Genomic DNA, 13,932 nt, shown 5'->3' with positions numbered 1-13,932 from the left:
ACGCCCCCTGCGTGCTGCGGTCTGATTGCGATGGCCGCAACGCAGTGCAATTGCACAGCGCGTGCAGCATGCCAAGCAGCCGGGTCACGCGATAGACGCGGCACCTGGCGCAAACACTCCGCCTCAGCGCATCGCACAATCAAGCGCGACGCATCGTGCCGTGCAGTGGCGGCAAATCGCCGTCATCGCATTGCAGTCTCTCGCGCAACCTTGCCAGCTGGAGTGCAGCCACCGAAAGACCGCGCAATCGCGAGACAAACAGCGCGTGACCCGAGAGCGAAAGCGACCACTCGTACACGTCGCTCCCATGCAGCATCCACGTTCAACTGGTTTGCCACATCGCGCCAGCCGTGCTCAGACCGAAGGCCCCAGCACATCGTGCAGCTTTCCGCTGAACTCGCCCAGCGTGAATGGCTTGGCGATCATGCTCATGCCTTCGCCGAGAAATTCGCCACGGTCGCGCGCCGTTTCCGCGTAGCCGGTCATGAAGATCACCGGCAGATCGCGCCGCGACTGCCGCGCGATCTCGGCCAATTGGCGTCCGTTGAGTCCCGGCAGGCCGACGTCGGTGACCAACAGGTCGATCCGGCGTGGCGAGGCAAGAATCGGCAGCGCCGCGTCCGCGTCCGCCACCACGTCGGCCTGGTAACCCAGCTCACTGAGCAGCTCGGTGACCAGCAGCCGCACCTGCTCGTCGTCTTCCACCACCAGCACCTGCTGGCCCTGCCCTGCCAGCACCGCATCGCTCTGCGTCTGCGGCACTGCGGTTTGCGCCGCAACCCCGGCGGGCAGATACAGGCTGACCGTGGTGCCCGTGCCCGGCTGCGACTCCACCCACACCTGGCCGTTGGACTGCTGCATGAAGCCGTAGATCATCGACATGCCCAGGCCGGTGCCCTGGCCGATCGGCTTGGTGGTGTAGAACGGCTCGAACACGCGTTCAAGCACGTCGGCGGGCATGCCGGTCCCGGTGTCTGCGACCGACACCACCACGTAACTCCCCGGCGCTAACGCGATGCCACGGCCGAGTTCCAGCGGCTGATCTTCCACCTGCAGCTGCCGCGTTGCGATACGCAGCTGCCCACCGTCGGGCATGGCATCGCGCGCGTTGATGGCCAGATTGATCAGGGCGCTTTCCAGCTGATTTTCGTCAACGTATGTCTGCGGCAGTTCCGCACACAGATCGATTTCCAGACGCACCGATTCGCCCAGCGTGCGCGCCAGCAACTCCTGCAACGACGCCACCAGATCGTTCAACTGCAGATCCCGCGCCTGTAGCGACTGACGCCGCGAGAATGCCAGCACGCGCTGGGTGAGCGCAGCTGCGCGCAGTGCCGAGGCGGAGGCCACATCCAGAAAGCGACCCAACCCTTCGGTGCGCCCCTGGTCGATGCGCAGCCGCGCCAGATCCAGCGCAGACAAGATGCCGGTGAGCATGTTGTTGAAATCGTGTGCAATGCCCCCGGTAAGCTGGCCTACCGCTTCCATCTTCTGCGCCTGGCGCAATGCCGCTTCGCTGGATTCGCGCGCCAGCATCTGCTGTTGCAACTCGGCGGTCCGTTCGGCCACCTTCATTTCCAGCAGGTTGGCCTGTTGCTGGATCGATTCCAGCGCCAGCGCACGCGTGGTCACATCGGTGGCGAACACATGGAACCCATCCACCTTGCCGTCTGCGTCCAGGCGCGGCATGTAGCGAATTTCCGCATCGCGGCGCCGGCCATCGGCATGCGGCCAGCTGGTTTCGATGGTCAACGTCTGCCCGGCCAACGCGGCCTCGATCCAGGCGCGGCGCTCTTCGACCACCGCAGGCCCCACCACATCCGCCAGCGGCCGCCCGATCACGTTGGCAGGCGGCACACCAATCCAGTCTTCGTAAGAACGATTGGCAAAGCGGTACACCAGGTTCTTGTCGATGAAAGCGATCAGCACCGGCAGCGCATCGGTCACCCGGCGCAGTTCGGCCTCGCTCTGCGCCAGCGCGGCGCGGCTTTCGGCCAACTGCGCCAGCTGGTCGCGGATGACGAACTGCTTCTGCCGTGCGCGCAAGGCGGTGGAGATGGCGCTCAGCAACGAGGCCGAGCTCAGCGGCCGCTCCAACTCGATGACGTTGGTCATCTCCGCTGGCAGGCGCACCTGCCGGCGGTTGTGCGCACCACGCGGCGTGCGCAACAACACGAACGGAATGTCCGACCAGGCCTGCTGGCCTTGCAGGATGTGCGACAGCGCATGCAGGTCGCCACGGATCGCTTCTTCGGTCAGCACCACCACGCCGGAGCCATCGTGCAGGTCGCCTGCCAGCGCGTCCAGCGTGGTATAGACCCGGCGCGCTAGCCCCCGTTCGCCAACGATGCCGGCAATGCTCTGCGCATCGCGGCCGAATGGCGCGATGATATGAACGATGGAGCCGTCCGCGTCACAGATAGTCAAGGGGACGATCCAGCAACGGGCCGTCGTCTCCGACAAACTGCGGCGTACCGGTCAGCACGCCGTAGAACTTCTCCAGCGGCTCGCTCAGCTGCAGACCGCTGCTGCCGATGCGCAGCTCGCGAATCGCATCTTCGTGTGCGCCGCTGCGATTCTTGAGCACCGACAACGCCTTGCGAATGCGTCCTTTCGCCTCGAAAAAGCGCAGCAGGATGACGGTGTCGGCCATGTAGGAGACATTGAGGGTGCTACTGGTCGCCATGCTGCCGACCAGCCCCTGCTGCGGGTTGATCAGGAACGTGGTCACCCCGCTCTGGTTGAGATACGACAACAGCTCGTGCATCTGCAACATCAGCTGCTTTTCCTGCGGCATCGACGCCAGATACCCGTTGAGACTGTCGATCACCAGAATGCGGCACGCGCGCTGCTCCACGCTGCCGCGCACCGTCCAGGCAAATTCGCCCGGCGTGACTTCGGCCGGATCCATCTGGTGCAACTCCAGCAGACCTGCATCCATATATTTGCGCAGATCCATGCCCAGGCCCTCGGCGCGCTTCAACAAGGTGCCGGTGCGCTCGTCGAACTCCAGCACGCAGCAATGCTCGCCGCGCTCGCACGCGGCAACCACGAACTGCAGAGCCAGGTTGGTCTTGCCCGAGCCGGCTGGCCCGGTCACCAGCGTGCTGGTGCCGCGCAACGGGCCGCCATGCAGCAATGCATCGATGCGCTCCACTCCGCTGCCTACCGGCTCGCCGACAAATGGCACGTGGTGGTCGGAGGCGATCAAACGTGGATAGACACGCAGGCCGCCGGTGACGATGGCCAGATCGTGATAGCCAGCGATGAAATCCACACCACGCAATTTCTGCACCTGCAACCGGCGCCGCGCCGCGCCGAACTCCAGCGTCATGCGCTCCAGCGAAATCACCCCGTGGCACAGGCTGTGCAAATGCGCATCCCGCTCGCCATGCTCGCCGGTGAGATCGTCCACCAGAAACACCGTGATGTTGCGCGGCGCGAAATATTGCTTGAGCGCCAGCACCTGGCGCCGATAGCGCAGCGAATCCTGCGCCAGCAGGCGCAACTCGGACAACGAATCGAACACCACCCGCGTCGGCTTCACCCGGTCCACTTCGGCCTGGATGAGCTTGATGGTGCCATCCAGCTCCATCTCCCACGGATGCAGGATGGATTGCTGCCGCCCTTCGCCGAGGAAGGCCTCTGCAGAGGCCAGCTCAAAAATATGCAGGGACTCCAACGACCAATGGTGCGAGGCAGCGACTTCACTGAGCTCTTCGATGGTTTCCGACAAGGTCACATACAGGCAGCTCTCGCCCTTGGCCGCACCATCCAGCAGGAACTGCAGTGCAAGCGTCGTTTTGCCGGCACCCGGCTGGCCCTCAAGCAGGTACAAGCGGTTGGCGGGCAGCCCGCCACGCAAGATGGTGTCGAGCCCGGTGCTGCCAGTGGTGATGCGGTTTGCGATCATCGGCGTCACGTTCTTCATAGAGCTGAATTTAACACGCGCGCGTTATTCGCCGGTGGGCGCGACTGAACTGATCAGCTTGCTTTGCTTGACGTGATTCACGGCATCGCTGCTGCAGGTATCGCAAATCACTGGAATTGCGGTGTTTTTCGATCACCTGCCGGCGTGGCGCATGACATTGGCAGCAGCGGTGAACGCATCGTCGTGCAACATCCCACGCCACCGTCACGCAGGCGCGCCTAACGTGCATCTCGAAGCATCGCAGCATTGCGATCGCTCGAGGACCGCAGTGGCTCACGCATTACCCAACGCACGCATCCTGTTGGTCGAAGACGACGACGCAATCCGCGAAATGGCTGCAGACATTCTTGGCGACGAGGGCTACCACGTGGTGGCGTCTGCCGACGCCGAACACGCGCTGACGCAGCTCACCAGGGCATGTCCATTCGATCTGCTGCTATCGGACATCTGCCTGCCTGGCATGAACGGGCGCGACCTTGCCGATCAAGCGCGCATGCTCTACCCCGCGCTGCCCATCGTCTTCATGACCGGCTACGCGGGCGAAATCGCCAAACGTGCCGACTTTCTGGATACCGGCATGCGCCTTTTGACCAAGCCATTTTCCTTGCGCGAACTGCTGGGCACCGTACAGACCGCGCTCTAAGCAGACGCAACCACGTCTGCACCCCGCATCTGTCCAGCGGCTTGCACGGCACATGCATGTCTCAAGCGATGAATGTCGGTGCAGCCAGCCACTCGCACCCGCAACGCTTAGTGGGCGCGACGCTCCAGCAACTGCGCCACCCGCCGCTCCAGCTCGATGGCCTGGAATGGCTTGGTCAACACCTCCATGCCATCGTCGAGCTGCCCCGCGCCCACCGCGGCGCTGGCCGCATAGCCGGTGACGAACAGCACCGGCAATGCAGGACGCGATTGCCGCCCGGCATCGGCAACCTGACGCCCATTGAGGCCGCCGGTCAGGCCGACGTCGGTCACCAGCACATCGATGTGCTCTTGCGAGCGCAAGCGCTCCACCGCCGCACTGCCCTCGGCAGTTTCGATCACGCGGTAGCCTGCTTCGGTGAGTACTTCTGAGATCAAGACGCGAATCGCGGTTTCGTCCTCCACCAACAACACGGTGCGACTGTGCGCAGCGTTGCGCTGCAGCGGCGCATCGGCAGGTGCCACCTCGTCTTGCGCCAGCACGCCGGTGAAACGCGGTAGGTACAAGGCCATGGTGGTGCCTACGCCCACTTCCGAATCGATGCGCACATGCCCGCCGGATTGACGGGTGAACCCATAGATCATCGACAGGCCCAACCCGGTGCCCTGGCCGATGGGCTTGGTGGTGAAAAACGGTTCGAACACCCTGGCCATGACCTCGGCCGTCATGCCGGTCCCGGTGTCCTGCACGCTCAGGCACACGTAATCGCCAGGCGGCAGCTCCAGCTGCTGCGCGGCAGCGGCATCCAGCGCGCGGTTGTGCAGACTGATGGTGAGCTGCCCACCATCGGGCATGGCGTCGCGCGCGTTGATACACAGATTGAGCAGCGCATTTTCCAGCTGCGGCGCGTCCACCAGCACCTGCCATGCTTGGTCCGCCGGACGCAGCTGCAGCGCGATCGACGGCCCCAGCGTGCGCGCAATGATGTCGTGCATGCCACGCACCAGCGCTTCCACATCCAGCGCGGTGGGCGCCAACGTCTGCCGGCGCGAAAACGCCAGCAGCCGCTGGGTCAGTGCGGTGGCACGCGCCGCGCTGGACTGTGCCATCTCCACATAGCGCTCCAGCCGGTCGTATTTGCCCTGTTCGATGCGCGTCTGCAGCAGTTCCAGGCCGACACTGATGGCGGTGAGCAGATTGTTGAAGTCGTGCGCCAGCCCGCCGGTCAGCTGCCCCACCGCCTCCATCTTCTGGCTTTGACGCAGCTTCTCTTCGGCAAGCAACAACGCCGCGCTGCGTTCGCGCACGCGCTCTTCCAGCGTCTCGGTGAGTTGACGCAGCTGCTCTTCGGCCACGCGTTTGTCGGTGATGTCGGCAGAGGTGCCGAACCATTCGGCGATCTGCTCGCGCTCATCGAGCAACGGAATCGCGCGCATCAAGGTCCAACCCACATGCCCATCTGCACCGAGCACCCGGTATTCCACATCCACACCAGACTTGGTGGCAGTCGCCTGCGCAAGCGCTTGCGCCAACCGCGCACGGTCGTCCGGGTGCACCATCGCCTGCCAGTCGGGCGTGGCCGACACCGCATCGCTCAGCGCACCATCGCCCACCAGTTGGCGCAATTGGCGCCAGCAGACACTTGCGGAAAAAATCGATTGCGACGACGCGCGCACCAGTGCGTCCAGGCGCCGCTCGCTCTTTTGCAGGGCCTCGCTGGCCAGCCGCTCGGCGGTGCGGTCGCGCAGCACCTTGACGAACCCGATCGCCTCGCCGGTCTCTTCGCGCAACACCATCAGCGAGCCATTGGCCCAGAACCGCTCGCCGGATTTGCGCACGTGCCAGCGCTCGTCCATGCCGCTGCCGCTTTCCAGCGCGGCAGCGGCCTCGATCAGCATCTGCCGCTGCTCGACGTCTTCCGGAGTAAAGGTGCGCTGCAGCGTTTGCCCGAGCATCTCGGCCTCGCTCCAGCCCAGAATGCGCCGGGCACCTTCGTTCCACGACGTCACCCGCCCGTGCATATCGGTGGCGATGATGGCGTAGTCCATCACGCTGTCCAGGATCTGCCGGTTGCGCACTTCGGCCTCGCGCACCGCGCGTTCCAGGCTGATGCGGTCGGTGATGTCCAGACCCTGCACGAAGATGCCGGAGATGGTGCCATCGGCGCCTGCGATCGGCTGATAGACCAGATCCAGCAAGCGTCGCTCGGCGGGACCACCCGGTACCGCTTGCACGATGTACGGCAGCGCATTGGCCGAAAACGCGCGCCCGGACTGGTACACCTCGTCCAGGCGACGCACATGCCCCTGCTCCACCGCATCCGGCAGCGCCTCGGCCAACGGCCGCCCGATCACGTCGCGGTGGCCGATCAGACGCGAATAACACGGGTTGGCGAACTCCACCCGATGCTGCGGCCCGCTCAGGAACGCCATGAACATCGGCGCCTGCTCGAACAGGCGGATCAGGCGCTCGTGTTCGTCGGCCAGCCGCGCCTGCGCCAGCTTGCGCGCGGTGACTTCGTTGGTGACACAGAACGCGCCGCCCACCCGGCCATCGTCCAGGTAGATCGGCGAGAACGAGAACGTCCACCAGGTCTGCTCCGGCACGCCGTAACGGTTCATGCCGATGGGCACTTCCTCAAAGCGCGACGCCTGCCCAACGAATGCCGCCTCGATCGGCTCGCGCACCGCCTCCCAGGCATCGGCCCACAGCACGCGCAGCGGCGCGCCCAGCGCCTGCGCCTGGCGCGGCCCCAGGATCGGCGTGTAGGCGTCGTTGTAGAAAAAGGTCAGCGCATCGCCCCACACCACATACATGCTTTCGGGCGACCCCAGCATCAGATCGACCGCGTTGCGCAACGGCGATGGCCACTGTGCGGTAGGTCCCAGCGGGCTCGCCGCCCAGTCGTGGTTGCGCACCGCCTGCGCCATGACGCTGTTGCCGTGCGGAAATCCCGCGTTCATAGATGGCGCACCCGCAGTGCATCCACACGTAGGTCGCCGCTCCAGCACGCGCCGCGCACGACTGAGGCGTCGCCTGCCGTGAGCTTATCCATCACCCATCCGTACATCATGTCCAACCGTTGAGAAGACCAGGTCGCCGCAGGCGCATGACTCGTCGGCAAGACCAAGCGGCGCGCGGTCGCCCATCATCTGGCCTATGGCAGGTGGCGTCCAGCCACACCCGTCCGAGGCGACTGAACCAGGCAGCTTCCACACCTGCGTTTGCGGCTGCACGCCACGGCCGGTACGGCCATTGGCCTGCGCGCATGGAGCCGTGCCGTCTTCGGCAGCACAGCGGCGCGATATCGCCTTGACAGCCAAGCCGCCAGGCTTGCGCGCGTTGCCACGCGGGGCTGACCGCCATGCCGCACTGCAGGAGACGTAACATTGCCCGATGGCCCCCAGAGCAACGCACGGTCGTCCAAATGCTTGATCCGAATGAACTCATCCATCCGCAGGCTGCGGTCGCGCCAGGCTACCTGGCCAACCATGCGGCGCGGGTCTTCAACCGTCTGGTCGACGCCCGACTGCGGCCGCATGGCGTGTCGCTGGCGCTGATCGGCCCGATCATGCTGCTGTCCTGGAAAGGCCCGATGCTGCAACGCGACCTGGTCATCGCCTCGGCCGTGAAGCAGCCGGCCATGGTGGCGCTGCTGGACAAGCTGGAGGGACTGAAGCTCATCAAGCGCACCCCGACCCCGCAGGATCGCCGCGCCGCGCTGGTGGCGCTCACCGCCCGCGGGCGCAAGATTGCCGAACTCGGTGGCCAAGCACTGCTGGGTATGAACGCAGTGGCGCTGGAAGGCTTTTCCACCGACGAGGTGCAGCAGACCGTCGCGTTGATGCACCGGCTGATCGCGAACATGGAGCGTCACGGGCAAGACGTGTAATATCACGCCTGATATTTCCTGCCCAGGGTGACTGCAATGCCGCGTCGCATCCTCATCACCGGCGCCAGCATCGCCGGCAACACTGCCGCCTGGACACTCGCCCATCGCGGCTTCGATGTCACCGTGGCGGAGCGCGCCACCCGGTTTCGCGATGGCGGCCAGAACATCGATGTACGTGGTGTCGGCCGTGAGGTGCTGCAACGCATGGGCCTGGAGCGGGCCGCGCTGGCCCAGGGAACCGGCGAAGAAGGCACCGCCTGGATCGACGCGCACGGCCAGGCCGTCGCCACCTTCAAGACCGAAGACGTCAGTGGCGATGGCCCTACCGCCGAACTGGAGCTCTTGCGCGGCGATCTGGCCCGCCTGCTCTACGATGCCGCGCGCAGCCATGTGACATATCGCTTCGGCGACCGCATCGCCAGCATCGAAGACGCTGCCGGCAGCGATGCCGCAACCGTCACCTTCGAAAGCGGATGCAGCGAACGCTTCGACGCAGTGATCGTCGCCGAAGGCGTGGGCTCTTCGACGCGCGAACAGGTCTTCCCCGGGGAAAACGATCCGCGCTGGATGGATCTGACCATCGCCTATTTCACCATCCCGCGCAGCGCCGACGACGACCGGCTGTGGCGCTGGTACCACACCACCGGCGGGCGCAGCATCTCGTTGCGACCCGACCGGCACGGCACCACGCGCGCCATGCTCTCGCTGCAGAAACCGCCCGAGGGCGAACAGGACTGGAGCGTCGACGCCCAGAAGGCCTACCTGCACGAGCGCTTTGCCGACGCCGGGTGGCAGGCGGCGCGCGTGCTCGCTGGCATGCACGGCACCGACGATTTCTACTTCGATGCCCTACGCCAGGTGCGCATGCAGCGCTGGCACAGCGGCCGCACCGTGCTCACCGGCGATGCGGCCTGGTGCGCGACGCCACTGGCCGGGATCGGCGCCACCCTGGCAGTGACCGGCGCGTATGTGCTGGCCAACGAAATCGCCCAGGCCGACACACTGGACGCGGCCTTCGCGGCCTACGCCACCGCCATGCGCCCGATGGTCGAGCAGGCCCAGGGCGTGCCGAAGATCGGCCCACGCCTGATGAACCCGCATAGCCGGCTCGGCATCCATCTGCTGCATGGCGCGCTCAAACTCGCCAGCCAGCCAAGCGTGCAGAACCTCGCTGCAAAGTGGATGACGCCAGCGATCAAGGCGCCGGATCTCTCGCGTTATCCCTAAAAGCGCCGTTGACAGGCGCCGGTGCGCCGCGCGCGGCAGCGCCGCCCCCGCGAGCGAGGAGATCGCTCGGCACCCAGTGGACAGCCCCACCAGCACCTGAACCGGCCGACGCTACGGCTTCAGTTCCAACGCTAGAGGTCGCTAATGAATACGTCGAGACACCACTGGAGCGGCGGCCGTTGCGCTGGCTCCTGCGGTGTCGCGTGCGCATTCGTCTCCCTGCAGTTGCCGGGACTCCCCCGCTCTTCCGCCAGTCGGAACACCGATCGAACCCCTATGCATTTCTTCCCGCATCTGCGCATTGGACAGCGCCTGGCCCTGGGCTTTCTCGCGATCATCGTCTTGATGGTGATCCTGACCGTGGTCGGCATCCAACGCGTTCGCAGCATCGACCAGCAGCTCACTGCCATCAATGAAGTCAACAGCGTCAAGCAGCGCTACGCGATCAACTTCCGCGGCAGTGTCCACGACCGCGCCATCGCTTTGCGCGATGTCGTGCTCATGGACGACCCTGCGAACCGCCACGCCGCCGAGCAATCGATCGACAAGCTCGCTGCCGATTACGCACGCTCTGCGCAACCGCTCGACGACATGATCGCCAGCTCGACCGATGCGAAAGAGAAAGACATTCTCCGGCAGATCAAGGCCATCGAGCAGCGCACCCTGCCGCTGATCGCGCAAGTGCGCGCGTTCCGCGATGCGGCCGACAAGGCGCAGGCACAACAGCACCTGCTGCAGCAAGCGCGACCGGCCTTCATTGCCTGGCTGGCCAGCATCAACGCCTTCATCGATCTGCAGGAAGCCAAGAACCGCCAAGCCGCCAGGCAGGCCGTTGCCACCGCGCGCGGCTTTGCGATGCTGATGGTGATGTCCACCGTGGTCGCCCTTCTGCTGGGCGCTGCCATCGCGTTTTTGCTCACACGCAGTGTGGTGCTGCCGCTACGCCAGTCGCTGCGCCTGGCCCAGCGCATCAACGACGGCGACCTGCGCAGCCAGGACGCAGCGACCGGCAACGACGAATCCGGGCAACTGCTGCGCGCCATGCAGCAGATGCAGCGGCGCCTGCAGGAAGTGATCTCCGCGCAACGCAGCATGGCTGCGCGCCACGATGCCGGCGAAATCAGCTACCGCACCGACGCACGGCGTTTCCCCGGCGAATATGGCGACATGGTGCAAGACACCAATGCACTGGTGCACGCCCACGTGCAGACCCAGTTGCGCATGACCGAAGTCATGGGCAGCTACGCGGTTGGCGATCTCACCCAGGACATCGAGCAGTATCCCGGCGAAAAATCGGCCATCACCGCCACCATGCAGCAGGTCAAGCGCAACCTGCAGGCCATTAACGCGCAGATCCAGGAACTGACCCAGGCCGCCTGCGCAGGCGACTTCGCGCTACGCGGCAAGCCAGAAAGATTCGAGCACGACTTTCGCCTGATGGTGGAAAACCTCAACACCATGATGGCCACCTCCGATACCAACCTGGCCAGCTTCTCCGCGCTGCTGCGCGCGATCGCCGATGGCGACCTGACCGTGCGCATGTCCGGCAATTTCCACGGCGTGTTCGCCTCCATGCGAGACGACGCCAACAGCACCGTGCACCGCCTCACCGACATCGTCACCCGCATCCAGACAACCTCCAACAGCATCGGCTTCGCCGCAGAAGATATCGCCAGCGGCAATCAGGAGCTGGCGCAGCGCAGCGAACAACAAGCCGCCAGCCTCGAAGAAACCGCCGCCTCGATGGAAGAGCTGACCTCCACCGTCAAGCAGAATGCAGAGCACGCCGCCCGCGCCAACCGGCTCGCACGCGGCGCCGCCGCGATCGCCACGGAAGGCCGCGACGTGGTCGGCCAGGTCATCGAACAGATGTCCGGCATCGAAGCCGCTTCCAGGCGCATCGCCGACATCATTTCGGTCATCGACGGCATCGCCTTCCAGACCAATATCCTGGCCCTCAACGCCGCGGTGGAGGCCGCACGCGCCGGCGAACAAGGCCGCGGCTTCGCCGTCGTCGCATCGGAAGTGCGAACGCTCTCGCACCGCTCCTCGGATGCAGCAAAAGAAATCAAACGGCTCATCGACGACTCCGTACAACGCGTCGCCGACGGCTCCACACTCGTGCACAAGGCAGGCACCACCATGGGCGAAGTCGTCACCAGCGTCCAGCACGTCACCGACATCATGGCCCACATCTCCGCGGCCTCGCAGGAACAAGCCGGCGGTATCGAACAGGTCAATCACACCATCGCGCAGATGGACGAGAGCACCCAACACAACGTGCGCCTGGTCGAAGCCGCCAGCACCGCCGCGCACGCGTTGGAACAGCATTCCACGCAACTCACCCGCGCAGTGGAAGTCTTCAAGGTCCATGCAACGGTGCTGTGAGCCCGCGCGATAGCGTTCGACGCACAAGCAACGGTCGCGGCGATCGTCTGGGCGTGGAGTTACCGCAGGCGCCTATTCGGCGGAAAACAGACCAACCTGCCGCGGCGGATAGATCAGATCGCGCCCAACCGGGCGCGCATCGGCATTCAACTGATGCGGCTGCACCGCGGTCTCGCCAAGAATGTGCAGCACCTGCCACCGGCGGTGCAGCAACAGATCGGCAATCAAGCGGCGATGGCACTGCCACCAGAGCGCTTCGGCGCACATCAGGGCCGTACGCCGCTCCCGTGCCATGGCCGTCGCCTGCTCCAGCCCGGCGCCGAAGTCGGTGCTGGTCATATGGTCGGCATAGCCCTGAAACGCCGCGTTGCGCCACGCGCCATTAGGCGACCCGGGCTGCGCCTTGCGACGTCCACCCAGCGCGGGCAGCCACAGATAGCGCACCGACGCCGCGTCCAATGCCTGCGCCATCGTGTCGCCGGCAAACCAAGGGTAGCGGCGCGAGCCCGGAAAGCGCCGCACATCCACCAATGCCTCAATCCGATGCGCGCCCAACCGCGCAACGAACGCTTCCCAGGTCCTGGTGGAATGACCGATCGTCCAGAGCATCCCGGCCGCATCGCCAGCGGCCTGCAGCGCAGGTGCGTCGGTGTTGATCAAGGGAGAGGTGTCATGCATCGCAGCAATAGCTAAGCGGAGTGGCAATACAGCACTATCACTGCCGGCGCCCACAGCAAGTGATGGACAGGGGCTTATGCCCACACGCGGATCTGGCTCATCTGCGTTTTTAGCGCGTGCAGTTCCCGTAGCAGGGTGAGCGCTGCTCGCTGCAGATCGTCCTGAAAGCGATAGCAGCGATGCAGGTGTCGGCAGCGCGACAACCTACACTGCACGGTCGAGCGCGCCGCTGAGTGATCCGTGCGCTGACACATTGATCGTCAGGACGACCGTCGCACCGAGTGTGGGACAGCGGATGGGACGAGCGGCGTGCGTGGCGGAACGTCACGGCGCCTCAGCGATTTCAACGACGTATGGCGGAGAGAGTGGGATTCGAAGTAACGCGCCCTAACCCACTGATCTGCAAGCAAAACAAAAACCGGATTGTGTCCTAGTGTGTGTCTGGCAAGTTTAGGGTTGCTGACGAGTAGCGGCAAGAGTGAAGACCTCAGCCGCAGATCAGGGCAACACCAAAAGATCTCCCTTTGGCGCTAATCGCCCCGCCCCCACCAAGGCCTCACAGCGATCAAGAATGACCCGGCGAAGTTGTGGGCTCGTGCTCTTGTAGCCGAGCTGCCGAGAGACCATCGTCACCAACTCCTCAGCCTTCGCGCCCAGATTGTCCTGCACGACCTTGATCAGAGCCGAATCGATTTCGGAGGGAGGCAAGAATTCTGGGCGGCGCAATGTCAGGGACTCGACTATCGAGCGGTCCCGCACGCGGACCTGTTTCCCTGGAATGGCCAAGAAGTCCTTGTCGACGATCTGCACACCACCCATCGACACTACCGACCCAATCGCATCCTCAACAGCTTGCTGGATGCGCGAACCTGCGCGCTGCAAGCCCCAAAGCGTCCGGGCGCGCGTCACGATCTCGCTGCGATGAATGGGGCTTTCTATTTCAACGATCTGCCGCACGATGGTTGCGAGTTGCCCTGTTGGCACCAGATGCAATTCGAACTGATTGCTTGGCACAGCAAAGGTCGCCTCGATGTAAGGCTCAGTGTCCGGAGGACTTTGAGCTTCAATGAGCCCCATCTCGGTCACTTCACCGCGATCGACGGTTAGGATCTCAACCGGCACCGCACGGTGCGAAGGCTTGGGACTGGGCTCTAAGGAAACTCTGAACAATCC

At 64.7% G+C, this 13,932-nt stretch carries 9 protein-coding genes; 4 read left to right on the top strand and 5 right to left on the bottom strand.

The genetic code is table 11. The annotated features are described in order from the left end of the window. Positions 1 to 354: 354 nt before the first annotated feature. Positions 355 to 2,427: a PAS domain-containing protein gene (locus tag J7367_RS11660; RefSeq protein ID WP_057659695.1), complete on the bottom strand. Its 2,073-nt coding sequence runs from the start codon at positions 2,425 to 2,427 to the stop codon at positions 355 to 357. Continuing rightward, the gene (locus J7367_RS11655; RefSeq protein WP_007964093.1) at positions 2,414 to 3,931 is read right to left on the bottom strand and encodes an ATPase domain-containing protein; all 1,518 of its coding nucleotides are present in this window, start codon (positions 3,929 to 3,931) and stop codon (positions 2,414 to 2,416) included. Before J7367_RS11655 ends, J7367_RS11660 begins: the two co-directional genes overlap by 14 nt. A 298-nt stretch (positions 3,932 to 4,229) precedes the next feature. Between J7367_RS11655 and J7367_RS11650 the strand changes: the two genes are divergently transcribed. Continuing rightward, a complete protein-coding gene (locus tag J7367_RS11650) occupies positions 4,230 to 4,574 on the top strand; it encodes a response regulator (protein ID WP_033481396.1) in 345 nt (114 codons plus the stop codon). A gap of 107 nt (positions 4,575 to 4,681) precedes the next feature. On the opposite strand, the gene J7367_RS11645 is transcribed toward J7367_RS11650, so the two are convergent. Beyond that, positions 4,682 to 7,537, bottom strand: a complete 2,856-nt coding sequence (locus J7367_RS11645; RefSeq protein WP_057659694.1) for a PAS domain-containing protein — start codon at positions 7,535 to 7,537, stop codon at positions 4,682 to 4,684. Positions 7,538 to 8,001: 464 nt separating this feature from the next. Here J7367_RS11645 and J7367_RS11640 point away from each other — a divergent pair, with 464 nt between their 5' ends. The 3 genes from J7367_RS11640 (at position 8,002) to J7367_RS11630 (ending at position 12,081) form a co-directional block, all read left to right on the top strand. Further along, the gene (locus J7367_RS11640; protein WP_057659690.1) at positions 8,002 to 8,466 is read left to right on the top strand and encodes a MarR family transcriptional regulator; all 465 of its coding nucleotides are present in this window, start codon (positions 8,002 to 8,004) and stop codon (positions 8,464 to 8,466) included. A gap of 36 nt (positions 8,467 to 8,502) precedes the next feature. Next, entirely contained in the window at positions 8,503 to 9,693 is a 1,191-nt protein-coding gene (locus tag J7367_RS11635; RefSeq protein ID WP_057659688.1) for an FAD-dependent monooxygenase, read from the top strand. 276 nt (positions 9,694 to 9,969) lie between these two features. After that, positions 9,970 to 12,081, top strand: coding sequence for a methyl-accepting chemotaxis protein (locus tag J7367_RS11630; protein WP_057659686.1), 2,112 nt, complete (start codon positions 9,970 to 9,972; stop codon positions 12,079 to 12,081). A 72-nt stretch (positions 12,082 to 12,153) separates the two neighbouring features. Here J7367_RS11630 and J7367_RS11625 read toward each other — a convergent pair whose 3' ends face one another. Then, positions 12,154 to 12,759 (bottom strand): DUF488 domain-containing protein, encoded by a 606-nt coding sequence (locus tag J7367_RS11625; RefSeq protein WP_057659684.1) that lies wholly within the window; start codon positions 12,757 to 12,759, stop codon positions 12,154 to 12,156. A 498-nt stretch (positions 12,760 to 13,257) separates the two neighbouring features. Further along, a partial coding sequence (locus J7367_RS11620; RefSeq protein ID WP_209028933.1) for a DUF3320 domain-containing protein occupies positions 13,258 to 13,932 on the bottom strand: 675 nt, incomplete at its 5' end.

The organism is Xanthomonas sp. D-36-1, assembly GCF_017746155.1.
GTDB lineage: Bacteria > Pseudomonadota > Gammaproteobacteria > Xanthomonadales > Xanthomonadaceae > Xanthomonas > Xanthomonas cissicola.
This window is presented reverse-complemented; position numbering and strand designations above follow the sequence as displayed.